Origin of the sequence: Pseudomonas benzenivorans, assembly GCF_033547155.1 — a bacterium.
In the GTDB taxonomy this organism is placed as follows: domain Bacteria; phylum Pseudomonadota; class Gammaproteobacteria; order Pseudomonadales; family Pseudomonadaceae; genus Aquipseudomonas; species Aquipseudomonas benzenivorans_B.
In genome coordinates this window covers 1,917,306-1,940,830 of the sequence record NZ_CP137892.1, presented here as the reverse complement: position 1 = coordinate 1,940,830, position 23,525 = coordinate 1,917,306, and the positions used below count along the sequence as shown (strand labels likewise).

21 protein-coding genes are annotated in these 23,525 nt (G+C 69.2%); 10 read left to right on the top strand and 11 right to left on the bottom strand.

From position 1 onward, the window contains the following. Nucleotides 1-61: 61 nt before the first annotated feature. From SBP02_RS08835 to SBP02_RS08805, 7 genes are all read right to left on the bottom strand, one after another. Nucleotides 62-1,291: a maltoporin gene (locus tag SBP02_RS08835; protein WP_318646013.1), complete on the bottom strand. Its 1,230-nt coding sequence runs from the start codon at nucleotides 1,289-1,291 to the stop codon at nucleotides 62-64. A 142-nt stretch (nucleotides 1,292-1,433) separates the two neighbouring features. Next, a complete protein-coding gene (locus SBP02_RS08830; RefSeq protein WP_318646012.1) occupies nucleotides 1,434-2,600 on the bottom strand; it encodes an ABC transporter ATP-binding protein in 1,167 nt (388 codons plus the stop codon). A gap of 10 nt (nucleotides 2,601-2,610) precedes the next feature. Further along, a complete protein-coding gene (locus SBP02_RS08825) occupies nucleotides 2,611-3,444 on the bottom strand; it encodes a carbohydrate ABC transporter permease (RefSeq protein WP_318646011.1) in 834 nt (277 codons plus the stop codon). Next, on the bottom strand, nucleotides 3,437-4,345 hold the full coding sequence (locus SBP02_RS08820; RefSeq protein WP_318646010.1) for a carbohydrate ABC transporter permease: 909 nt from the start codon (nucleotides 4,343-4,345) through the stop codon (nucleotides 3,437-3,439). The genes SBP02_RS08825 and SBP02_RS08820 overlap by 8 nt, the downstream gene beginning before the upstream one ends. A 127-nt stretch (nucleotides 4,346-4,472) precedes the next feature. Next, the gene (locus tag SBP02_RS08815; protein WP_318646009.1) at nucleotides 4,473-5,726 is read right to left on the bottom strand and encodes an ABC transporter substrate-binding protein; all 1,254 of its coding nucleotides are present in this window, start codon (nucleotides 5,724-5,726) and stop codon (nucleotides 4,473-4,475) included. 278 nt (nucleotides 5,727-6,004) lie between these two features. After that, complete coding sequence (locus SBP02_RS08810) at nucleotides 6,005-6,622, bottom strand: nitroreductase family protein (protein ID WP_318646008.1); 618 nt, start codon at nucleotides 6,620-6,622, stop codon at nucleotides 6,005-6,007. A 65-nt stretch (nucleotides 6,623-6,687) separates the two neighbouring features. After that, the gene (locus SBP02_RS08805; protein WP_318646007.1) at nucleotides 6,688-7,605 is read right to left on the bottom strand and encodes an EamA family transporter; all 918 of its coding nucleotides are present in this window, start codon (nucleotides 7,603-7,605) and stop codon (nucleotides 6,688-6,690) included. A gap of 77 nt (nucleotides 7,606-7,682) precedes the next feature. Between SBP02_RS08805 and SBP02_RS08800 the strand changes: the two genes are divergently transcribed. Further along, on the top strand, nucleotides 7,683-8,195 hold the full coding sequence (locus tag SBP02_RS08800; RefSeq protein ID WP_318646006.1) for a MarR family winged helix-turn-helix transcriptional regulator: 513 nt from the start codon (nucleotides 7,683-7,685) through the stop codon (nucleotides 8,193-8,195). Nucleotides 8,196-8,204: 9 nt separating this feature from the next. Here SBP02_RS08800 and SBP02_RS08795 read toward each other — a convergent pair whose 3' ends face one another. The 4 genes from SBP02_RS08795 to edd all read right to left on the bottom strand — a co-directional run bounded on the left by SBP02_RS08795 (nucleotide 8,205) and on the right by edd (nucleotide 13,241). Then, a complete protein-coding gene (locus tag SBP02_RS08795) occupies nucleotides 8,205-9,632 on the bottom strand; it encodes an ATP-binding protein (RefSeq protein WP_404824388.1) in 1,428 nt (475 codons plus the stop codon). 19 nt (nucleotides 9,633-9,651) lie between these two features. Continuing rightward, a complete protein-coding gene (locus SBP02_RS08790; protein ID WP_318646004.1) occupies nucleotides 9,652-10,386 on the bottom strand; it encodes a response regulator transcription factor in 735 nt (244 codons plus the stop codon). 63 nt (nucleotides 10,387-10,449) lie between these two features. Then, on the bottom strand, nucleotides 10,450-11,418 hold the full coding sequence (locus SBP02_RS08785) for a glucokinase (protein ID WP_318646003.1): 969 nt from the start codon (nucleotides 11,416-11,418) through the stop codon (nucleotides 10,450-10,452). Continuing rightward, complete coding sequence (gene edd, locus SBP02_RS08780; RefSeq protein WP_318646002.1) at nucleotides 11,415-13,241, bottom strand: phosphogluconate dehydratase; 1,827 nt, start codon at nucleotides 13,239-13,241, stop codon at nucleotides 11,415-11,417. Before edd ends, SBP02_RS08785 begins: the two co-directional genes overlap by 4 nt. 131 nt (nucleotides 13,242-13,372) lie before the next feature. On the opposite strand from edd, the gene gap reads away from it, so the two are divergent. From gap to SBP02_RS08735, 9 genes are all read left to right on the top strand, one after another. After that, nucleotides 13,373-14,377, top strand: coding sequence for a type I glyceraldehyde-3-phosphate dehydrogenase (gene gap, locus SBP02_RS08775; protein ID WP_318646001.1), 1,005 nt, complete (start codon nucleotides 13,373-13,375; stop codon nucleotides 14,375-14,377). Nucleotides 14,378-14,642: 265 nt separating this feature from the next. Beyond that, complete coding sequence (locus tag SBP02_RS08770) at nucleotides 14,643-14,951, top strand: BufA1 family periplasmic bufferin-type metallophore (RefSeq protein WP_318646000.1); 309 nt, start codon at nucleotides 14,643-14,645, stop codon at nucleotides 14,949-14,951. Nucleotides 14,952-14,973: 22 nt separating this feature from the next. Continuing rightward, on the top strand, nucleotides 14,974-15,876 hold the full coding sequence (bufB, locus tag SBP02_RS08765; RefSeq protein ID WP_318645999.1) for an MNIO family bufferin maturase: 903 nt from the start codon (nucleotides 14,974-14,976) through the stop codon (nucleotides 15,874-15,876). After that, nucleotides 15,873-16,652: an HvfC/BufC N-terminal domain-containing protein gene (locus SBP02_RS08760; protein WP_318645998.1), complete on the top strand. Its 780-nt coding sequence runs from the start codon at nucleotides 15,873-15,875 to the stop codon at nucleotides 16,650-16,652. The genes bufB and SBP02_RS08760 overlap by 4 nt, the downstream gene beginning before the upstream one ends. Continuing rightward, the gene (locus SBP02_RS08755) at nucleotides 16,649-17,158 is read left to right on the top strand and encodes a DoxX family protein (RefSeq protein WP_318645997.1); all 510 of its coding nucleotides are present in this window, start codon (nucleotides 16,649-16,651) and stop codon (nucleotides 17,156-17,158) included. The genes SBP02_RS08760 and SBP02_RS08755 overlap by 4 nt, the downstream gene beginning before the upstream one ends. A gap of 21 nt (nucleotides 17,159-17,179) precedes the next feature. After that, a complete protein-coding gene (locus tag SBP02_RS08750; protein ID WP_318645996.1) occupies nucleotides 17,180-17,521 on the top strand; it encodes a hypothetical protein in 342 nt (113 codons plus the stop codon). Nucleotides 17,522-17,621: 100 nt separating this feature from the next. Beyond that, nucleotides 17,622-18,875, top strand: coding sequence for a TolC family protein (locus tag SBP02_RS08745; protein WP_318645995.1), 1,254 nt, complete (start codon nucleotides 17,622-17,624; stop codon nucleotides 18,873-18,875). After that, a complete protein-coding gene (locus tag SBP02_RS08740; protein ID WP_318645994.1) occupies nucleotides 18,875-20,350 on the top strand; it encodes an efflux RND transporter periplasmic adaptor subunit in 1,476 nt (491 codons plus the stop codon). Before SBP02_RS08745 ends, SBP02_RS08740 begins: the two co-directional genes overlap by 1 nt. After that, entirely contained in the window at nucleotides 20,347-23,511 is a 3,165-nt protein-coding gene (locus SBP02_RS08735; protein ID WP_318645993.1) for an efflux RND transporter permease subunit, read from the top strand. The genes SBP02_RS08740 and SBP02_RS08735 overlap by 4 nt, the downstream gene beginning before the upstream one ends. Nucleotides 23,512-23,525 lie beyond the last annotated feature (14 nt).

The following is a 23,525-nucleotide window of genomic DNA, read 5'->3' as shown; positions in this document are numbered from 1 at the left end:
CAGGCCCCGACCGCCGACAGGCGTCCTTCGAGCGCCGCCTTCATCGCGCCGCTACCGCCGATCACCACCAGTACTCGACCTGCACACCGAAGTTCGAGCCGTGGCGGGCACTGCCGAACGCCCCGCTGTCGGACAGCGCCGAGCCGGCGGCCATCCGGCTGGCGGCCTCCTGCGCCGCCTGGTTCCAGCTGGCGTAGGTGTAGTACAGGCGCAGCTCCGGGCGGGCCCAGAAGCCCGGGCCGGACGGCGACCAGGTCGGCGCCACGGTGAACTTGCTCAGCTTGCGCGTGCCGCCGCTGGCATCGACCTGGTCGTGGCCCAGTTCGCCGACCAGCTTGAACTGCTCGGTGAAGGCGTAGCTGGCGCGCCCGCCCAGCGACAGCCAGTTCTCGTCGTCCATATCGGCGCGCTCGTCCTTCTGGTACACCACCAGGAACTGGCCCCCCAGGCGCGGGGTGATCTGCCAGTCGAAGAACTCCACCAGGCGATAGCGCTTGGCGCTGTCGTCGAGCAGCACATCGCCGGTGGAGCCCAGGGCGGTGCCCGGGCCGGGACCGTACTGCAGGGCCAGGGTGTTGGTGCCGCCGAGGCCGAGGAAGTCCTGCTGCTTGTGCTGGGCGGTGATCGACCAGCCGCTGTGGGCGCCTTCGATGTGCCGCGGCTTGTCGATAAAGCTCAGGCCCAGCTCCAGCTCGCCATGGGGGTTGGTGTCGAAGCCGGCGACGTTGAAGTCGTGGCGGTTGATGTATTCCTTCTGGAACACGCTGTCCTTGCGCGAGAAGGCGTAGCTGTACTTCAGCCCGCCCAGCGCGTAGTCCTCGATGCCGGCGCCGGTGGCGCTCTGGTTCCAGTAGAAGAAGTCGCTGATATGGATGTCGTTGCGCTTGTAGAAGCGCCGCCCGGCCCACAGCGAGCCGCCGTTTAGCGCCGGCACCTGGCTCCACTCGACGTAGGCCTGGTTCATCCGCGTGAAGCCATGCTCGCCGGTGAATGTCGGGGTGTGGCCATACTCGTTGAACAGCTGCGCCATGCCCTCGACGCTAACCACCGAGCCGTCGTCCAGGCTCAGCAGGTCCTGGCGCAGGTCCAGTTCGGCGTACTGCTCGCACTCGTTGCCCAGGCGGAACTTCGACTGGGCGCCGGGCAACTGGAAGCACGACTGGCGGCCATTGCCGTCGGCCGTACCGGCGCCGCTGCGCAGATAGCCGCTGAACTCCAGGGCCGATGCCGAGCCGGGTGCTGCCAGATAGGCCAGGGTTACCGCCAGGCCGAGACTCTTCGCTGCTTTCATTCACCTACTCCTTCTTGTTGTTATGGTCAGATCATGGGTGCGGCCCGTCGCGGCGCGCAGACAGGGCCGGCGCCGGACGAGCCTGTTGCGGCTCATTGCATGGACTTGCGCGCGTGGCGGCGCGCGGACGGTCTGCCGGCCGTCAGCGGCCCTTCAGCTGCGCGACCTTGCGCGGCGCCGCGCTGACAACCGGCACGCCGAGCGGCAGGCGCTCGCCCGTGCGCGCGTCGAACAGCAGCGCCCTGCCCGGGTCGAACTGCAACTCCAGGCCCTGCCCCACCCGCGGCGCCGCGTCCGGCGCCAGGCGGCAGCAGACCTTGGTCTGGTTGATCTCGACAAAGGCCAGGGTATCCGGGCCGGTGGGCTCGACGACCTCGACCTCGGCGACGATCGCAGGCAGCACAGCGCCGGCCTGGGCCAGCAGCAGCTGTTCGGGGCGAATACCGAGGATCAGCTCGCGCCCTTCCAGCCCCTCGGCCGCCCCCAGCGCCAGCTCGCACCGCGCCTGACCCGGAGCGCCGGCCGCGGACTCCAGCAGGCCGTAGCGCTGGCCGTCGCGCACCTGCACCCGCAGCGGGATGAAGTTCATCGGCGGCGAACCGATAAAGCTCGCCACGAACAGGTTCGCCGGGTCGTTGTAGATCTGCTGCGGGGTGCCGAACTGCTGGATGATGCCGTCCTTCATCACCGCCACCTTGTCGCCCAGGGTCATGGCCTCGATCTGGTCGTGGGTGACGTAGACCGTGGTGGTCTTCAGGCGCTGGTGCATCAGCTTGATCTCGGTGCGCATCTCCACCCGCAGCTTGGCGTCCAGGTTGGACAGCGGCTCGTCGAACAGGTAGATCTTCGGCCGCCGCGCCAGCGCCCGACCCATGGCCACGCGCTGCTGCTGGCCACCGGACAGCTGGCCGGGCTTGCGGCTCAACAGGTGCTCGATCTGCAGCAGCTTGGCCACCCGCGCCACCTCCTCGTCGATCTGTGCCTGCGCCAGCTTGCGGATCTTCAGGCCGAAGGCGATGTTGTCGCGCACGCTCATGGTCGGGTACAGGGCGTAGGACTGGAACACCATGGCGATGTCGCGATCCTTGGGGCTCTTGCCGCTGATGTCGTCGCCGTCCACCAGGATCGCCCCGCCGCTGACGCCCTCCAGGCCGGCGATGCAGTTCATCAGGGTCGACTTGCCGCAGCCGGACGGCCCCACCAGGATCAGGAACTCGCCCGAGTCGATGGACAGCTCGATGTTCTTCAGGGTGTCCGCCAGGCCGCTGCCGTAGGACTTGTTGACGTTGCGTAGTTCGAGGGTTGCCATTGTTGTGTCCTCAACCTTTGACGGCGCCGGCAGTCAGCCCGCGCAGGAAGTACTTACCGGCCAGCACATAGACCACCAGGGTGGGCAGCCCGGCGATCATCGCCGCGGCCATGTCGACGTTGTATTCCTTGACCCCGGTGCTGGTGTTGACCAGGTTGTTCAAGGCCACGGTGATGGGCTGGGTGTCGCCACTGGCGAACACCACACCGAAGAGGAAGTCGTTCCAGATCTGGGTGAACTGCCAGATCAGGCAGACCATGATGATCGGCACCGACATCGGCAGCAGGATCCGCCCGAAGATGGTGAAGAAGCCCGCGCCGTCCAGACGCGCCGCCCGCACCAGGGCATCGGGGAGGCTGACGTAGAAGTTGCGGAAGAACAGCGTGGTGAAGGCCAGGCCGTAGACCACGTGGATCAGCACCAGGCCGCTGGTGGTGTTGGCCAGGCCGAGCTGGCCGAGGGTGAAGGACGCCGGCAGCAGCACCACCTGGAACGGCAGGAAGCAGCCGAACAGCAGCAGGCCGAAGAACAGCTGCGAACCGCGGAAGCGCCACATGGCCAGCACATAGCCATTGAGGGCGCCGAGCAGAGTCGAGATCAGCACCGCCGGCACGGTGATCTTCACCGAGTTCCAGAAGAAGCCGCCGACGCTGTCCCAGGCCTTGATCCAGCCGATCGTGGTGAACAGCTCGGGCCAGGACAGCAGGTTGCCGGTGCGGATGTCGTCCGGGGTCTTGAAGCTGGTGAGCAACATGATCAGCAGCGGAATCAGGTAGACCGCGCAGGCCACCAGCAGGGTCGCGTAGATGGCCACACGGCCCGGAGTCAAGGCACGCTTAATCATGGCGCTTGTTCCTCAGTTCGGAGTACAGGTACGGCACCAGGATCGCCAGCACCGCGCCGAGCATCAGGATCGCGCTGGCGGCGCCGAGGCCCATCTGGCCGCGGGTGAAGGTGTGGGCGTACATGAACATCGCCGGCAGGTCGGAGGAGTAGCCGGGACCGCCCGCGGTCATCGAGGCGACCAGGTCGAAGCTCTTGATCGCGATGTGGGCGAGGATCATCAGGGCGCTGAAGAACACCGGACCGAGGCTCGGCAGGACGATGCGCAGGTAGATGGCCGGCAGGCTGGCGCCGTCGACCTGGGCGGCGCGGATGATCGACTGGTCGACGCCGCGCAGGCCGGCGAGGAACAGCGCCATGACGAAGCCCGAGGCCTGCCACACCGCCGCCATCACCAGGCAGTACACCACGTACTGCGGGTCCACCAGCCAGTCGAACCGAACGCCTTCCCAACCCCAGTCGCGCAGCAGCTTGTCCAGGCCCAGGCCGGGATTGAGCAGCCACTTCCAGGCGGTGCCGGTGACGATCATCGACAGCGCCATGGGGTAGAGGAAGATGGTGCGGATGAACCCTTCGCGGCGGATGCGCTGATCCAGCAGCACCGCCAGCAGCACGCCCAGCACCAGGCTGATGGCGATGAACAGGCCGCCGAAAAGCATCAGGTTCTTGCTCGCCACCCACCAGCGGTCGTTGTCCAGCAGGCGCTGGTACTGCTCCAGGCCGACCCACTTGTAGCTGGGCATGAAGCGCGAGTTGGTGAACGACAGCAGCAGGGTCCACAGGATGTAGCCGTAGAAGCCGACCGTGATGATCAGCATGCTCGGCGACAGCACCAGCTTCGGCAGCCAGCGCTGCAATGCATCCAGCCTTGATGCCTTGGTAAAGACTGCGATTGAGCTCATAACACAGGTCCATCACGTCGAGAGGAGCGGATTCAGGGCGCAACTATCCACGGCGCGGTTTGCACCGCACCGGGATACTCGAGTCACCTGGAGAGAGCCGCCGGGCTGGCCGGCGACCAGGATTGGCCTACTGCACGGCCTTGATCGCGGCGGCCAGTTGCTGCGCGGCGCGCTGCGGGTCGCCTTGCGGGTCGTTGAAGAAGTTGGTCACCACATCGAACACCGCGCCCTGCACGTAGCTGGAAGCGGCCATGCCGTGGGCCAGGCTCGGCTGCAGGCCGCCGTTGCCGGCCGCCTCCTTGAAGTCGGCCATGGAGGACTGGGCGCAGGCGTCGAAGGCGCTCATGTCCTGGTCCAGGCGCACCGGGATCGAGCCCTTGTTGAGGTTGAAGAACGCCTGGAACTGCGGCGACATGACGGTCTCGGCCAGGTCCGCCTGGGCCTTGCGGTTGTCTTCGTCGCTCAGCCTGAACATGGCCAGCGAATCGATGTTGTAGGCGAAGCTGCCCTGGGTGCCGGGGAACGGCAGGCACTGGTAATCCTTGCCCGCCACCTTGCCGGCGGCGCTCCATTCGCTCTTGGCCCAGTCGCCCATCACCTGCATGCCGGCCTTGCCATTGATCACCAGGCCGGTGGCGGCGTTCCAGTCGCGACCGGCGGCGTTGGCGTCGATGTAGCCACGCAGCCGTTTCAGGGCGGCGAAGGCCTCGACCATCTTCGGCCCGGTGAGGGTCGCCTCGTCCTGCTCGACGAAGGCCTTGTGGAAGCCTTCCGCGCCGAGGACGCTGAACACCAGGTCCTCGAACACGGTGCTGTCCTGCCAGGGCTGGCCGCCGTGAGCCAGGGGAATGAAGCCGGCGGCCTTGAGCTTCTCGGCGGCGGCGAAGAATTCGTCGAGGGTGGTCGGCGCGGTGGCGCCGGCCTCGGCGAAGACCTGCGGGTTGATCCACAGCCAGTTGACCCGGTGCACGTTGACCGGCACGGCGACGTAGTCGCCCTCGTACTTCATCACCCGGGCCACCTGCTCGGGCAGCAGCTCGTCCCAGCCCTGCTGCTCGGCGACGCCATTGAGATCGGTGAGCAGGCCCAGCTCGCCCCACTCCTGGATGTCCGGGCCCTTGATCTGGGCGGCGGCCGGCGGCTTGCCGGAAACGGCGCGGGTCTTGAGTACCGTCATGGCCGCCTCGCCACCGCCGCCGGCGACGGCGAAGTCCTTCCAGCTGTGGCCCTTTTCTTCGACCAACTGCTGCAGGGTGTCGGCGGCGCGCTTCTCGCCACCGGAGGTCCACCAGTGCAGCACTTCGACTTCGCCGGCATGGGCGACCAGCGGCAGCAGGTAGGCGAGGGAAACGGCAGTTGTCAGGCGGGAGAACGCATTCATGAACGGTACCTTCTTGTTGTTATCCACGGGATTGATGTGATCCACGGGCAAGTCTGGTGCTTGCGCTGCAGTGGATTCTATCCAGGGTCTCCGGCGTGGAGGGTAACGAAGGGATGCGCAAAGGTCACAGGCTGGTTACAAAGGCGCGCCCCCGCAGCACCCCGGCCATTCGAGTGCCTGGCTGCACAGGCAGGAAGGCCCGGACGACCTGTTCGGATCGTTCCGGGCCAAGCGGAGCGCCGCGGGCGGGGCGCGCCTGTTTGGGCGCATCGGCGGGCTCAGGCGAACGCCATGACCTCGGGCAACGGCTTGCGCGGCTTCTGCGGCCAGTTGCCCCGGGCCGGGTAGCCGGCGGTGACCAGGATCACCGGAACCTCATTGGCCGCCAGGTCGAACTCGCGCGCCACCGCCGCGGCATCGAAGCCGCTCATGGGCCCGGTTGCCAGGCCCATGCCCGCGGCGGCCAGCATCAGGGTCATGGCCGCCAGGGAGGCCGAACGCAACGCCTCGTCACGCTGCAGCTGCGGGTTGCCCCGGTGCGAGCCGGTGGCCGCGGCGACCCAGCCCTCGACCAGCGCCTGATCCAGGATGCCGGCCGCGACCGAGGGCTGCAGCGCCCGCGCGAGCCCCTCATGGGCCTCCAGGGTGCCGCAGACGATGTAGGTGACCGGAGCATCGAGCACCTGCTGCTGGCCGTAGGCCGCCCCGTGCAGGCGCGCCTTGGCCGCGGCGCTGCGCACGGCGATGAACTTCCAGTTCTGCAGGTTGTAGGCCGATGGCGCGCGGGCGGCCAGGCGCACCAGCTCGCTGACCTGTTCGTCCGACAGGTCGCGACTGGTGTCGTAGCGACCGGTAGAGACGCGGGACTCGATGAGCTGCTTGATGAAGTCGGACATGGGATTCTCCTCTGACGATGAATGATGAAGACCGCAGCGCGTGCTGCGCTCGGCCAGGTTGCCGATCAGCGCTGCAGTTGTGCGGCGGGCGCCGCGGGCGGCACTGGAGCCGGAGCCGGCGTCGCTGAAGCCCACTGCACCGCCAGGATGCTGCCGAGCACCGCCACCAGGCCCAACAGCGACAGGCCGGTCAGGCTCTGGCCGAGCAGCGCCCAGCCGAGGACCACCGCGGTCAAGGGGCTGAGAAGGCCCAGCGAGGACACCGCGACCGGCGTCAGCCGGGCGATGCCGCGGAACCACAGGGCATAGGCCAGCAGCGCGCCGAACAGCGACAGGTAGGCATAGGCCGCGAGCTGGGTGGCGCTCAGGGGCGGCAACGGCGGATCGAGACGCCAGGCCACCGGCGCCAACAGCAGCCCGCCGAGCAGCAACTGCCAGCCGGTGAAAGCCAGCAGCGGCACCTGCGGGCGCCAGCGCCGCGCCAGGTAGGTGCCGGCCGCCATGCAGGCGGTGCCGACGAAGGCCGCGGCAATGCCCAGGGGGTCCCACACGGCCCCCGGCGCCAGCAGCAGCGCGGCCATGCCGGCCACCCCCAGCGCACCGGCGCCCAGGGCCAGGTTGGCCGGCCGGCGGCTGTCCAGCCCCCACACCAGGCCCATCACCAGCAGCGGCTGCAAGGCACCGACCACGGCCGCCAGGCCGCCGGGCAAGCGGTAGGCGGCGACGAACAGCAAGGCCTGGAAGAAGCCGATGTTCAGTGCCGCGAGCACGGCCAGGCGCGGCCAGGTCGCGCGGCCGGGCAGGTGCCGGCTGTACAGCACCAGCAACAGGCCGGCAGGCAGGCAGCGCAGCAGCGCGGCCGTGAAGGGCCGGTCCGGCGGCAGCAGTTCGGTGGTGACGATATAGGTCGAGCCCCAGATGGCCGGCGCCAGGGCGGTGATCAGCACATCGACCCAGGACACGGAGATTTGCTTGCTGTTCATGCAATTACCTTCAATTCAAGATAAAATCAGAGCCTCCCACATAATAATCTTGATATCAAGATAAAAAGGTCCACCTGATGAGCACAGATCAACGACCGGATGCGGTAGACGCCATCCTCGAACAGTGGCGCCGCGAGCGCCCGGACCTGCAACTCGGCCCCATGGGCAGCATCGGCCGGCTCAAGCGCTGCTCCACCCTGCTCGGCCGGCGCCTGGACGAAACCTTCGCCGCCTTCGGCCTGAGCGCCTGGGAATTCGACGTACTGGCGACCCTGCGCCGCTCCGGCGCGCCCTACTGCCTGGCGCCGACCGAGCTGTTCGCCACCCTGATGGTCACCTCCGGCACCATGACCCACCGCCTGAAGAGCCTGGAGGCCAGCGGCTGGGTGCGCCGCGAGGCCAATCCGGCGGACGCGCGCAGCCTGCTGGTGCGCCTGACCGACGACGGCAAGGCGCTGATCGACCGCGCGGTGACGGCCCATGTGGAGAACGAGCAGCGGATCATGGCGCCGCTGGACGCCGCCGAACTGGCGGCACTGGACGCCGGCCTGAGGCGGCTGCTGGCGATGCTGGAGGCGGCGGACGGCTGATGCGCGTCCTCACTCGGCCTGGCGCGGCAGCATCAGGGTCACCCGCAGGCCGCCTTCGCGCAGGTTGCGCAGGCTCAGCTCGCCGCCGTGGCTGTGGGCGATATTGCGCGCGATGCCCAAGCCCAGGCCATAGCCCTGCTGCTGCCCGGCCAGGCGAAAGTGCGGTTCGAACACCTGCTCCAGGCGCTGCTCCGGCACCCCGGGGCCCTCGTCATCGACGTGCAGGACGAAGGCCTTGCCGTCGTCCTCGATATGCAGGTGGGCCCGCTCGCCGTACTTCAGGGCGTTGTCCACCAGGTTGCCGATGCAGCGCTTGAGCGCCAGGGGCTTGCCCGGATAGCTGGCCAGGGCCAGGCCGTCCAGGGTCACCCGGCCGTTGCCGGCCGGCGCCAGGTAGGGTTCGATCACGCAGTTGAGCAGATGGTTGAGGTCGACCGGCTCGATGTTCTCGTGGATGTCGGTGTCCTTGACGCACTGCAGCGCGCCCTTGACCAGCATCTCCAGCTCGTCCAGGTCGCGGCCGAACTTGGCCTGCAGCTCCTCGTCGTCGAGCAGCTCGACACGCAGGCGCAGGCGGGTGATGGGCGTGCGCAGGTCGTGGGAGATGGCGCTGAACAGCTGGCTGCGTTCGCGCAGGTAGCGGCCGATGCGCTCGCGCATGGCGTTGAAGGCGCGACTGACCTCCACCACCTCGCTGCCGCCGGCCTCGGGCAGCGGCTCCACCTCGCTGCCCAGGGACATCTCCCGCGCCGCCACCGCCAGGCGCTTGAGCGGGCGGCTCTGCCAGTGCACCAGCAGGCCGATGAACAGCAGCAGGAAGCTGCTGGTGAGGACGATGAACCACAGCTGCTGGGCCGGCAGCCCCTGCTGCTCCAGGCTGACATAGGGCTCGGGCATCAGCGAGGCCAGGTACAGCCACTCGTTCGGCGCGATCTGGATCTGCGTCACCAGCACCGGCGGGTTCAGCGGCTCCAGGCTCAGGGCATAGTGGGCCCAGGAGCGCGGCAGCTGGTCGAGGGCCAGGGCGCTGTTGAAGATGCGCAGGTCGTCCGGGCTGACGAACTGCACGGACAGGTCCAGGTCCTTGCCCAGGCGCTCGCGCAGGGTCGCATCCACCGCATCGAGCACCGCGCGCTTGCGGGGCGTCTGCGGCAGCACCTGCATGCTCAAAGGCTTGTCGTTGAGCGAGACGAAGAAGCGCGTGCCGCCCATGTTGCGCAGCTGGTCGAGCACCAGCGGCCGGTAGCCCAGCGGCAGGGAGCGGAAGTAGCCGACGCTGGCGGCCATCGACTGGGCCAGGCTGCGCGCGCTGGTGAGCAGCCCCTCCATCTGGCTGGCGCGCAGCTGCGAAACCCAGATGAAGCTCGACAGGGCCTGGGCCAGCAACACCACCAGCAGGGTCAGCAGCAGCATGCGCGCCAGCAGCGAGCGCGGCAGCGGCAGCAAGCGGCGCGGGTTAATGGCCATCGCCCAGGTACGGCGCGACGTTGGCCGCCAGCAGGTAACCACTGCCGCGTACCGTGCGGATGAGCCGCGAGGGCTTGTCCGTATCGCGCAGGCGCTGGCGCAGGCGACTGACCGCCATGTCGACGATGCGCTCCAGCGGCATCACCTCGCGGCCGCGGGTGGCGTTGGCGATGGTGTCGCGGCCTAAGATCTGCTGCGGATGATCGAGGAACAGCTTGAGCAGGGCGAAGTCGGCGCCGGAGAGGATCACCTCCTCGCCGTCGGCGTGGAACAGCCGGTGGCTGACCATGTCCAGGCGCCACTCGTCGAAGGCCAGCACCTCGCTGCCGCGCTCCTGGCTGAAGTGGGCGCGGCGCAGCAGGGCCTTGATCCGCGCCAGCAGTTCGCGGGGGCTGAACGGCTTGCCCAGGTAATCGTCGGCGCCCAGCTCCAGGCCGATGACCCGGTCGGCCTCGTCGGAGCTGGCGGTGAGCATGATGATCGGCACCTGGGCGAAGCGCTGGTGCTCGCGCACCCAGCGGCACAGGCTGAAGCCGTCCTCGTCGGGCAGCATCACGTCGAGGATCAGCAGGTCCGCGGGCTCGGCGCACAGGCCCTGGCGCAGGCCCGTGCCATCGCCGACGGTGCGCACCTGGAAGCCCGCGCGGCTCAGGTAGGTGTGCAGTAGCTCGCGAATTTCCTGGTCGTCATCGACCAGCAGTATCGACTTTCCGGGCAGGCTCATGGTCCGCCATCCTTATCCTTGGCTCATCGGCTGCGCCAGATGCGAATCGGCGCGCGGCCCAGCCTACACCCGCGCCGTGGCGAATGCTTGCTGCAAAGCGACGCCTGCGCCCATCAACCCGGGGTACTCGGCCGTCACCAGCCAGGCCGGAATGCCCTCGAAGTAACCGCTCATCACGCCCTTGTCGCGCAGGCAGCGGGCGAAGCCGCTGGCCCGGAACAGCTCGGCGAAGCGCGGCACCACGCCGCCGACTATGTAGACGCCGCCGCGCCCGCCCAGGCTCAGCACCAGGTTGCCCGCCGCACGGCCGAGCCAGCAGCAAAACTGCTCGATCACCTGCAAGGCGACGGCATCGCCGGCCAGCGCCGCCGCCGTGATCTCGGCGGGCGAGTGCAGCCGCGGCGCATGGCCATCCAGGGCACAGATCGCACGGTACAGCGTCAGCAGACCGCCGCCGCTGAGCACGTCCTCGGCGCGCACATGGCCGAGCTGGGCATGCAGCTGCTGCCACAACAGGGCCTCGCGCGGGCTGCCGATCGGCAGGTCGACATGCCCGCCCTCCCCCGGCAGCGCCAGCCAGCTGCCGTCGGCCAGCTGCAGCAGGGTGCCGACGCCCAGGCCGGTGCCGGGACCGATCACCACCCAGGGCCGGTGCGCCTCGGGCTCGCCGGGGCAGAGCTGCAGGCGCTCGCCCTCACCCAGGCGGGTCATGCCCAGGGCCATGGCGCAGAAGTCGTTGACCAGCAGCAGCTCACGCACCTGCAGCTCGCGGCAGAAGGCCGCGCGACTGAGGCGCCAGTGATTGTTGGTGAAACGGAACTCATCGCCGCCGACCGGCCCGGCACAGGCCAGGCACACCGAATCCACTGCACCGAGCGGCAGCTCCAGTTCGGCCAGGTAGGCGCCGATGGCCGCCTCAGGCCCCGGGTAGTCGGCGGTGGCCAGCACCCGCACCGACTCCAGCTGCTCGTCGCGCCACAGGGCGAAGCGCGCATTGGTGCCGCCGATATCGCCGACCAGCGCCAGTTTCACTTCAGCGACTCCAGGCTGCTGGTGAAGGCGCTGGCGCCCTGCTCGGCCGAACTGAAGGCCAGGCGCATGAAGGCGAACAGCTCACGGCCGCAGCCCACGGCATTGTTCAGGGTGTCGACCGCCGGCTCACGCGCCGCCAGCTCGGCGTCCTCGACCAGCACCCGCAACTCGCCGGTCTGGCCGTCGACGCGGATCAGGTCGCCGTCGCGTACCCGCGCCAGCGGGCCGCCGTCGAAGGCTTCGGGGCAGACATGGATGGCCGCCGGGATCTTGCCCGAGGCACCGGACATGCGCCCGTCGGTGACCAGCGCCACCTTGAAGCCGCGGTCCTGCAGCACGCCGAGGAACGGGGTCATCTTGTGCAGCTCGGGCATGCCGTTGCTGCGCGGCCCCTGGAAACGCATCACCGCGACGAAGTCGCGCTCCAGCTCGCCGGCCTTGAAGGCATCGGCCAGCTCCTGCTGGTCCTCGAATACCCGCGCCGGCGCCTCGACCACCTGGTGCTCGGGCGCCACGGCGGAGACCTTCATCACCCCGCGCCCCAGATTGCCCTGCATCAGGCGCAGGCCACCCTCGGCGGAGAACGGGTTGGCCACCGGGCGCAACACACTTTCGTCGTGGCTCTTGCTCGGGCCATCGCGCCACACCAGTTGGCCGTCCTCGAGGAAGGGCTCGCGGGTGTAGCGGGACAAGCCGTGTCCGGCCACGGTGTTGACGTCCTCGTGCAGCAGGCCGGCCTCGAGCAGCTGGCGAATCAGGAAGGCCATGCCACCGGCGGCCTGGAAATGATTGATGTCGGATTTGCCGTTGGGGTAGACGTGGGCCAGGGTCGGGGTCACGGCGGACAGGTCGGCCATGTCCTGCCAGGTCAGCTGGATGCCCGCGGCGCGGGCGATGGCCGGCATGTGCAGGGTGTGGTTGGTCGAACCGCCCGTGGCATTCAGCGCGACTATGGAGTTGACCAGGCAGCGCTCGTCGACGATCCGCCCCAGCGGCATGAACTGGCCGCTCTGCTTGGTCAGGCGGGTGATCTGCCGGGCCGCCTCGACGGTCAGGGCCTCGCGCAGCGGGGTGCCCGGATTGACGAAGGAGGCGCCGGGCAAATGCAGGCCCATCACCTCCATCAGCAGCTGGTTGGTGTTGGCGGTGCCATAGAAGGTGCAGGTGCCCGGGCTGTGGTAGGCGGCCATCTCCGCTTCCAGCAGCTCGTCGCGGGTCGCCTTGCCTTCGGCATAGCGCTGGCGCACGTCGGCCTTCTCCTTGTTCGACAGGCCCGAAGGCATGGGGCCGGCCGGCACGAACAGGCTCGGCAGGTGGCCGAAGCGCAGCGCGCCCATCATCAGACCCGGGACGATCTTGTCGCAGATGCCCAGGTAGATCGCCGCGTCGAACATGTTGTGCGACAGCGCCACGGCGGTGGCCATGGCGATCACCTCGCGGCTGGCGATGCCCAGCTCCATGCCCGGCTCGCCCTGGGTCACCCCGTCGCACATCGCCGGCACGCCACCGGCGAACTGGCCGACCGAGCCGACCTCGCGCAGGGCCTGTTTGATCCGCTCCGGGTAATCCTGATACGGCTGGTGGGCCGAGAGCATGTCGTTGTAAGCAGAAACAATCGCCACGTTGGCCGCATCCATCAGGCGCAGGGTCTGCTTGTCCTGGCCGCCGCAGCCGGCCACGCCGTGGGCGAAGTTGGCGCACTGCAGCTTGCCGCGCTGCGGGCCTTCGCTGGCGGCCGCATCGATCATTGCCAGGTAGCGCGCGCGCGTGTCACGACTGCGCTCGATCAGACGGTCGGTTACCTCAAGGACGCGGGGATGCATGTTGTCGACTCCAAGCTGGCGGATAGCGATATCTTGTGCTTAATACAAGAATACTGCCAGCCAAATCGCTTGATTTCCATAGCTTCGAATATAATCTTGTAATTCCAACAACAAAATCACGAGAAGCCACCATGACCCTACGAATCGCCATCAATGGTTTCGGCCGCATCGGCCGCAACGTGCTGCGCGCCCTGTACAGCCAGGGCTACCGTCAACAACTGCAGGTCGTGGCCATCAACGACCTGGGCGACAGCGCGATCAACGCGCACCTGTTCAAATACGACAGCGTGCACGGCATCTTCGACGGCGAGGTCGAGGCTGACGGCGAGAGCCTGAGGGTCAATGGCGACTGTATCGCCGTCAGTGCCATCCGCGATCCCGCCGAGCTGCCGTGGAAGGCCCACCGGGTCGACCTGGTATTGGAATGCACCGGCCTGTTCACCGAGCGCGACAAGGCCGCCGGCCACCTGAGCGCCGGCGCGCGCAAGGTGCTGATCTCGGCACCGGCCAAGGGCGCCGACGCCACCGTGGTGTTCGGGGTCAACCACAGCGTGCTGCGTCAGTCCATGCGGATCGTCTCCAATGCCTCCTGCACCACCAACTGCCTGGCCCCGGTGGCCCAGGTGCTGCACCGCGAACTGGGCATCGAGCAGGGCCTGATGACCACCATCCACGCCTACACCAACGACCAGCACCTCACCGACGTCTACCACGGCGACCCCTACCGCGCCCGCTCGGCGACCCAGTCGATGATCCCGACCAAGACCGGCGCCGCCGAGGCGGTCGGCCTGGTGCTGCCGGAGTTGGCCGGCAAGCTCACCGGCATGGCGGTGCGGGTACCGGTGGTCAACGTCTCGCTGGTCGACCTGTGCCTGCAGGTCCAGCGCGAGACCACGGCCGAGGAGATCAACGCCCTGCTCCAGGCCGCCAGCCGGCAATCGCCGGTGCTCGGCTACAACAGCCTGCCGCTGGTGTCCTGCGACTTCAACCACAACCCACTGTCGTCGATCTTCGACGCCAACCACACCAAGGTCAGCGGCAAGCTGGTCAAGGTCATGGCCTGGTACGACAACGAGTGGGGCTTCTCCAACCGCATGCTCGACAGCGCCCTGGCGCTGTGCGCCGCCCCCCAATAGCGCTCGACTGGGCGATTGCCGGGCGGTCGCACGTTCCCTGGCCCGGTTCGAACAGATTTCTGCCGGTGCCCTGTAACAAAAGCCGATACCGTCCGTCTGATTGAGTAAGAACGGCACGCGGAGCACGCGATGCCAGAGGTGAGTTGCCGTTTCTGCGCCGCCTCGGCCAGGCCCCGTGCCTGCTGCAGACGAGCCAGGCTGCCACCGCTGCTGTTCTATGCTGCTTCCGAGTGCTTCACCCCTCAACCATATGGAGATACCCAAGATGAAAACCACTGCTTCCCATGCTGTTTCGGCCGCCGGTCTCGCCCTTGCCCTGGGGGCAGCCCTGGCGATCTCCAGCGCCCCGCTCACCGCCCAGGCGGCGGACAACGAGAAGTGCTACGGCGTAGCCATGAAAGGCAAGAACGACTGCGCCGCCGGCCCCGGCACCACCTGCGCCGGCACCGCGAAGAGCGACTACCAGGGCAATGCCTGGAAGTTCGTGCCCGAGGGTACCTGCAAGGAAATCGCCTCGCCGACTTCGCCGACCGGCTTCGGCCAGCTCGAGGCCTTCGAAGAAGTGAAATCCTGACCCGCGAGCAGGAGCGCTGTTGATGACCCCTACCCCCCATCCCCTCGTCAGCAGCGCTCCTGCGCTTCGGCCCGCGCTTCCCAGCCGGGCCGGGGTCAGCCTCAAGTCGCAGCACTTCGAGGACATCCTCGCCAGTGACCCGGCGGTGGGCTTCTTCGAAGTGCATGCCGAGAATTACATGGTCGCCGGCGGCCCCTTCCATCACTACCTGAGCCAGATCCGCGAGCGCTATGCCCTGTCGGTCCATGGCGTCGGCCTGTCCATCGGCGGCGAGCAGCCACTCGACGGCGAGCACCTCGAGCGCCTGGCCGCCTTGCTGGAGCGCTACCAGCCCCACGCCTTTTCCGAACACCTGGCCTGGTCCAGCCACGGCGAGGTGTTCCTCAACGACCTGCTGCCCATCTGCTACGACGACGTGACCCTCGACCGGGTCTGCGCCCACGTCGATCAGGTGCAGAGCCGTCTGCAGCGCCAGATGCTGCTGGAGAATCCGGCGACCTACCTGGAGTTCGCCGGCTCGACCCTGGACGAAGCCAGCTTCATCGGCGAGGTCGTCCGCCGCACCGGCTGCGGCCTGTTGCTGGACGTCAACAACATCTATGTGTCCTGCATCAACCATCACTGGGATGCCCAGGCCTACTTGCGTGCCCTGCCGCTGGACGCGGTCGGCGAGATCCATCTGGCCGGTTTCGCCGAAGACCGCGACGCGGCAGGCGACCGCCTGCTGATCGACAACCACGGCGCGCCGGTCGACGATGCCGTGTGGCGACTCTACCAAGATGCCCTGCAGCTGATCGGCCCCTGCCCGACCCTGCTCGAACGGGACAATGCCGTGCCCGCCCTGGCCGTGCTGGTGGAGGAGGCGCAGCGGGCGCAGGCGCTGCTCGATGCCTGTCGGCCCGCCAGGCAGCAGGTGCACGCATGAGCCTGCAACAGCGCTTCGCCGTCGCCCTGCTCGACCCCGAGCTGGAATGCCCGGCGCAGCTGCGGGCCTGGAACGGCTCCGACCCGGCGAAACGTTTCGCCGTCTATCGCAACAACGTGCTCAGCTCCCTGATCGATGCCCTGGCCGCCAGTTTCCCGGTGGTCCAGCAACTGGTGGGCGAGAACTTCTTCCGCGCCATGGCCGCGGTGCATGTGCGCAACTCGCCACCGCGCTCGCGCCTGCTGGCTCACTACGGCGCCGGCTTCCCGGCCTTCATCGAAGGCTTCGCCCCCGCCGCCAGCCTGCCCTATCTGGCGGACATGGCGCGCCTGGAGCTGCTGCGCATCGAGGCTTACCACGCCGCCGACGCAGGCCCCGTGGCCAGCGACGCGCTGGCCACCGCCCTGGCCACGCCGGAGCGCGTCGGCGCCCTGTGCTTCCAGCTGCATCCGGCCCTCGGCGTGCTCGACTCGGCCTTCGCCGTGGTCTCGCTCTGGGCCGCCCATCAGGACGAGCGGCCGCTCGCCGGCTTCGACCCTCTCCAGGCCGAGTGCGCCCTGGTGCAGCGCCGAGGACTGGAGGTGGAGGTACTCGGCATCCGCCCGGGCGACGCCCGGTTCATCCAGAGCCTGCAGCAGGGACAGCCCCTGGGGCAAGCCGCGGAGCGCGCCCTGGCCCGCGACGCCGAATTCGACCCCGCCCGCTGCCTGAGCCATCTGCTCGGCAGCGGCGCCATCATCCAGTTTGCTTACGACAACCAAGGACAATGCCCATGAGCAATCCCGCCCACGCCGCCGCTCCCGTTCGCCTGATCGCCTGGGCAATCGAGCTGTGCAAGCTGATTCCCTACGGCCTGGTGGCCTTCCTCGGCCGCTTCTCCATCGCCGCGGTGTTCTGGAAGTCCGGGCAGACCAAGATCGAGGGGTTGGCCATCGACCTGGTCGAAGGCAGCTTCGAGTTCGGCCTGCCCAAGCTCTCCGCCTCGGCCGTGCCGTTGTTCGAACACGAGTACCAGGTGCCGCTGCTGCCGCCGGAGTTGGCCGCGTCCATGGCGGCCTTCGCCGAGCACCTGTTTCCGCTGCTGATCCTGCTCGGCCTGGCCACCCGCTTCTCCGCCCTGGCCCTGGTCGGCATGACCCTGGTGATTCAGCTGTTCGTCTACCCGGGCGCCTACCCGACCCATGGGGTCTGGGCGGCCGTGTTGCTGATGCTGGCGGCCAAGGGCCCCGGGGCGCTGTCGCTCGACCACTTCATTGCCCGGCACTATGGTTATAATCGCTGACCCTTCACGCCAGAAGCCGCAATGACCGCCCCCGTTCGCCTGCTCCTCTGCCTGCTGCTGTGCCTCGCGCTGCCCCTCAACGGGCTGGCGGCGCTGGCCGTGCAGGCCGGGCCGTGCCCCATGGCTGCCCAGCACGAGGGGATGGCCATGGATTCGGCCGAAGACTGCTGCGCTGCGCAGATGGGCGAACGGAGTGGCGGCAAGCTGTGCAAGAGCGGCCAGCAGTGCCAGGGCGGCAGCCTGTTGCAGGTGACGATAGGCAAGCCGCTGCTGCGCCTGGCCGGCACCCCGTTGCTGGCGCGCTACGGCGACTTCATTCCTTCCCCGACCCCCGAAGGCCTCTGGCGCCCTCCCCGCGCCTGACTCCCGTCATGTCCTGAACGCCGCTGCACGCCCTGACAGGCGCAGCGGCCTGTGCGCCTGCCCGTCGGGCGGCGCTGGATCATCGCTGGAAGTCGCAAACATGAGATCACCTCGTTCCCCCAACGGGCGCGTCTGCCTGGCCGCGCTGGTGGCCTGCCTGCTGGCCCTGCCGACCTGGGCGGTCGCCCTGAGCCTGGATGAAGCGCTCGAACTGGCCGAACGCCAGGCCCCCTCCCTGGCCGCCGAGGCGGCCGGCGTCGAGGCCGCCCGCCACGCCGCCATCCCCGCCGGCGAACTGCCGGACCCCAAGCTGCGGCTCGGCCTGCAGAACGTGCCCATCGAGGGCGACGACCGCGCCCGCCTGGATCGCGAGCCCATGACCATGCAGATGGTCGGCTTCATGCAGGAGGTGCCCAACCGGGCCAAGCGCCAGGCGCGGGTCGATGTCGCCCAAGCCGGCCTGCGGCGCGCCGACGCCGAGCTGGAGGTCGAGCGCCTCAGGGTCAGGCGGGAAACCGCCCTGGCCTGGATCTCGGCCCTGGCCGTCGAACAGAAGCTCGCACTGTTCGCCAGCCTCTACGCCGAGAACCGCCTGCTGGCCAAGGCGGTGCAGGCGCGCATCGCCGGCGGCCGCGGCCAGGCGGCCGACAGCGTGGCGCCGAAGCAGGAGGCGGCCCTGCTGGCCGAACAGGAGGATCAGCTGCTCAGCACCCAGGCCCGGCAGCGGGCGACCCTGCGCCGCTGGATCGGCGAGGCGGCCGAACGCACGCCCCAGGGGCGCCTGCCCCACTGGGCGGTCGACGCCCGGCATTACCAGGACCGGCTGCAGCGCCACCCGGAACTGAGCGCCTTCGCGCCCATGACCGAGGAGGCCGAGGCCAGGGTACGCGAGGCCGTGGCCGACAAGCGCCCGGACTGGAGCTGGGAGCTGGGCTATCAGCGCCGCGGCCGCGAGTTCGGCGACATGGTCAGCCTGCAGCTGAGCGTCGACCTGCCGCTGTTCCCGGGCTCCCGGCAGAACCCCAGGATCGCCGCCCGCCACGCCGAACTGAGCCGCGTGCAGGCCGAACGCGAAGCACTGGAACGCGAGCATGCCGCGCAGCTGGCCACGGACCTGGCCGACTACCGGCGCCTGCACCGCGCCGTGCAGCGCAGCCAGGACAGCCTGCTGCCGCTGGCCACGCAGAAGCAGGCGCTGTCCCTGGCCGGCTACCGCGCCGGCAGCGGCGAGCTGGACCAAGTGCTCGAAGCCCGCCGCGAGCTGATCGAGGCGCGCCTGCGCCACATCGACCTCGAAGAACAACGCGCCCTGACCGGCGCCCGCCTGTATTTCGCCTACGGAGAAGCCCCCTGATGCCCGCTCGAATCCTTAAAGGCACCCTGCTGCTCGGCCTGGCGCTCGCCCTCGGCGGCACCGCTGGCTACTGGCTCGCCGGGCAACGGCACGGCGCTATGCCGACCCAGGCCGCTGCGCCTGCCGCCCCAGGCGAGAAGGCCGTGCTGTACTGGTACGACCCCATGTACCCGCAGCAGAAGTTCGACCAGCCGGGCAAGTCGCCCTTCATGGACATGGACCTGGTGCCGCGCTACGCCGACGACGCGGGCGACAGCGCCGCGCTGAGCATCGACCCGCGCGTCACCCAGAACCTCGGCATGCGCCTGGCCACGGTCAGCCGCGGCAGCCTGGCCGGCGAGCTGGAACTGGTCGGCAGCCTGACCTTCGACGACCGCGCCGTGGCCCTGGTGCAGGCGCGCAGCGGCGGCTTCGTCGAGCGCGTCTACCGCCGCGCCAACGAAGACCTGCTGGCCGCCGGCGACCCGCTGGCCGATCTGCTGGTCCCCGAGTGGTCCGCCGCCCAGGAGGAGTTCCTCGCCCTGCGCACGGTCGGCGACGCCGGGCTGCTGGCGGCGGCGCGCCAACGCCTGCGCCTGGCCGGCATGCCCGCCGAGCTGATCGCCCGGGTCGAGCGCAGCGGCCGGGTGCAGCCGTCGTGGACGCTGACCAGTCCGATCGCCGGCGTGCTGCGCGAGCTCGAGGTGCGCGAGGGCATGACCCTGGGCACCGGCGCGACGCTGGCCCGAATCAACGGCCTGGAGCGCGTCTGGCTCGAGGTGGCGGTGCCGGAGGCCGAGGCCTCCGGGCTCGGCGCCGGCCAGGGCGTCGAGGTCCGGCTGCCGGCCTTCCCCGGCCAGGTGCAGGCGGCCAGGATCGACGCCGTGCTGCCCCAGGCCAACCTGGACAGCCGCACCCTGCGCCTGCGCATCGAGCTGGACAACCCCCAGGGCCGGCTGCGCCCCGGCATGACCGCCCAGGTGCGGCTGCAGCGGGCGGGCGAGCCCGACACGCTGCTGCTGCCCAACGAGGCGGTGATCCGCACCGGCCGCCGCGCCCTGGTGATGCTGGCCGAGGCTGAGGGCCGCTACCGCCCGGTGGAGGTTCGCCTGGGCCGGGAAAGCACGGCCCAGGTCGAGGTCGTGCAGGGCCTGGAAGCAGGCCAGCAGGTGGTCGCCTCCGGGCAGTTCCTGCTGGACTCCGAGGCCAGCCTGCGCGGGCTGCCGGCCCAGGCCCTGGACGCGCCGAGCGCCCAGGCGGCGCCGGCCCTGCACGAGGCCGAGGGCCGCATCGAGAGGATCGAGGCCCGGGCCCTGACCATCAGCCACGGCCCGTTCAGGACCCTCGGCATGCCCGGCATGACCATGCGCTTCCCCCTGGCCGAAGCGGCCCTGGCCCGCGGCCTGCGCGTCGGCGACCGGGTGCGCTTCGCCGTCGGCGAGAGCGATGAGGGCCTGCGTATCGAGCGCCTGGAGCAACTGGAGGTGCAGCCATGATCGCCGCCGTGATCCGCTGGTCGGTGGCCAACCGCTTCCTGGTGCTGCTGGCCACCCTGTTCGCCGTGGGCTGGGGCAGCTGGTCGCTGCAGCACACCGCCGTCGATGCCCTGCCGGACCTGTCCGACGTGCAGGTGATCATCCGCACCCCCTACCCTGGCCAGGCGCCGCAGATCGTCGAGAACCAGGTCACCTATCCGCTGGCCACCACCATGCTCTCGGTGCCGGGGGCCAGGACCGTGCGCGGCTACTCCTTCTTCGGCGACAGCTTCGTCTACGTGCTGTTCGAGGACGGCACCGACCTGTACTGGGCGCGCTCGCGGGTGCTGGAATACCTCAGCCAGGTGCAGAACCGCCTGCCGGCCGGCGCCGAGCCGGCCCTGGGACCGGACGCCACCGGCGTCGGCTGGATCTACCAATACGCCCTGGTGGACCGCAGCGGCCGCCACGACCTGGCGCAGCTGCGCGCCTTGCAGGACTGGTTCCTCAAGTTCGAGCTCAAGACCCTGGCCAACGTCGCCGAGGTGGCGACCATCGGCGGCATGGTCAAGCAGTACCAGGTGCTGCTCGACCCGATCGCGCTGGCCAACCGCGGCATCACCCAGCAGCAGGTCGCCGAGGCCATAGGCCGGGCCAACCAGGAAACCGGCGGCAGCGTGCTGGAGCTGGCGGAAAGCGAGTTCATGCTGCGCGCCTCGGGTTATCTGCAGACGCTCGAGGATTTTCGCGCCATCCCCCTGCGCCTGGACGCCGGCGGCGTGCCGGTGACCCTCGGCGAGGTGGCCCATGTGCAGCTCGGCCCGGAAATGCGCCGCGGCATCGCCGAGCTGGACGGCGAAGGCGAGGTGGTCGGCGGCGTGGTGATACTGCGCAGCGGCAAGAATGCCCGCCAGGCCATCGCCGCGGTCAAGCTCAAGCTCGAGGAGCTGAAGAAGAGCCTGCCCGAGGGGGTCGAGCTGGTCACCAGCTACGACCGCAGCCAGCTGATCGACCGCGCGGTGGAGAACCTCGGTCACAAGCTGATCGAGGAATTCATCGTGGTCGCCCTGGTCTGCGCCCTGTTCCTCTGGCACCTGCGCTCCTCCCTGGTGGCCATCGTCTCCTTGCCGGTCGGCATCCTGATGGCCTTCATCGTCATGCAGCAGCAGGGCATCAACGCCAACATCATGTCCCTCGGCGGTATCGCCATCGCCATCGGCGCCATGGTCGACGCCGCGGTGGTGATGATCGAGAACGCCCACAAGAAGATCGAGGCCTGGTGCGCCGCGCACCCCGGCGAGCAGCTCAAGGGCAAACATCACTGGCGGGTGATCACCGCTGCGGCGGTGGAAGTCGGCCCGGCGCTGTTCTTCTGCCTGCTGATCATCACCCTGTCGTTCATCCCGGTGTTCACCCTGCAGGCCCAGGAGGGCCGGCTGTTCGGCCCCCTGGCCTTCACCAAGACCTACGCCATGGCCGCCGCGGCCGGGCTGTCGGTGACCCTGGTGCCGGTGCTGATGGGCTACTGGATTCGCGGGCGGATACCGGACGAGCGGCGCAACCCGCTCAACCGCGGGCTGATCCGCCTCTACCAGCCGGCCCTGGACGCCGTGCTGCGCCGGCCCGGAATCACCCTGCTGGCGGCGCTGGCGATCCTGCTCAGCGCGCTGTGGCCGATGAGCCACCTGGGCGGCGAGTTCCTCCCGCCCCTGGACGAGGGCGACCTGCTCTATATGCCCACGGCGCTGCCCGGGCTGTCGGCGCAGAAGGCCGCCCAGCTGCTGCAGCAGACCGACCGGCTGATCAAGAGCGTGCCCGAGGTCGAGCGCGTGTTCGGCAAGGCCGGCCGCGCCGAGAGCGCCACCGACCCGGCGCCGCTGGAGATGTTCGAGACCACCATCGCCTTCAAGCCCCGCGAGCAGTGGCGCGCCGGCATGACCCCGGAGAAGCTGGTGGAGGAACTGGATCGCACCGTGCAGGTGCCGGGTCTGGCCAACCTGTGGATTCCGCCGATCCGCAACCGCATCGACATGCTCGCCACCGGCATCAAGAGCCCGATCGGGGTCAAGGTGGCCGGCAGTCACCTGGCGCAGATCGACGCGGCCACCCAGGCGGTGGAGCGGGTGGCCAAGACGGTGCCCGGGGTCGGCTCGGCCCTGGCCGAGCGCCTCACCGGCGGCCGCTATGTCGATGTCGACATCGACCGCCAGGCGGCCGCCCGCCACGGCCTGAACATAGCCGACGTGCAGGCCATAGTCGCCGGCGCCATCGGCGGCGCCAACATCGGCGAGACCGTCGAGGGCCTGGCGCGCTTCCCCATCAGCCTGCGCTATCCGCGTGAATGGCGCGACTCGTTGGCCGGCCTGCGCCAGTTGCCGATCTACACTCCCCAGGGCAGCCAGATCACCCTGGGCAGCGTGGCCAGGGTCAGCATCAGCGACGGCCCGCCGATGCTCAAGAGCGAGAATGCCCGTCCCTCCGGCTGGGTTTATATCGACGTGCGCGGCCGCGACCTGGCCTCGGTGGTCGGCGACCTGCGCCGGGCCGTCGACGCCCAGGTGCAGCTGGAGCCGGGCATGAGCCTGAGCTACTCGGGGCAGTTCGAGTTCCTCGAACGGGCCAACGCCCGCCTCAAGCTGGTGGTGCCGGCCACCCTGGCGATCATCTTCGTGCTGCTCTACCTGTGCTTCGCCCGCGTCGGCGAGGCCCTGCTGATCATGGCCACCCTGCCCTTCGCCCTGGTCGGCGGGGTGTGGTTCCTCTATCTGCTGGGCTACAACCTGTCGGTGGCCACCGGCGTGGGCTTCATCGCCCTGGCCGGAGTCGCCGCCGAGTTCGGCGTGATTATGCTGCTGTACCTGAAGAACGCCTGGCGCGAGCGCCAGGACGCCGGCGACGGCAGCGAGCGCGCCCTGCTCGAGGCGATTCGCGAGGGCGCGGTGCAGCGGGTGCGGCCCAAGGCCATGACGGTGGCGGTGATCATCGCCGGCCTGCTGCCCATCCTGCTCGACAGCGGCACCGGCAGCGAGGTGATGAGCCGCATCGCCGCGCCCATGGTCGGCGGCATGGTCACAGCGCCGCTGCTGTCGCTGTTCGTGCTGCCGGCGGCCTACCGCCTGCTGCGCCGGCGCGATCTGGCGCACCGCACGGCCACCGGGCAGCAGGCGGTCGCGGCGGACTGAGCGGCGATGAGCGC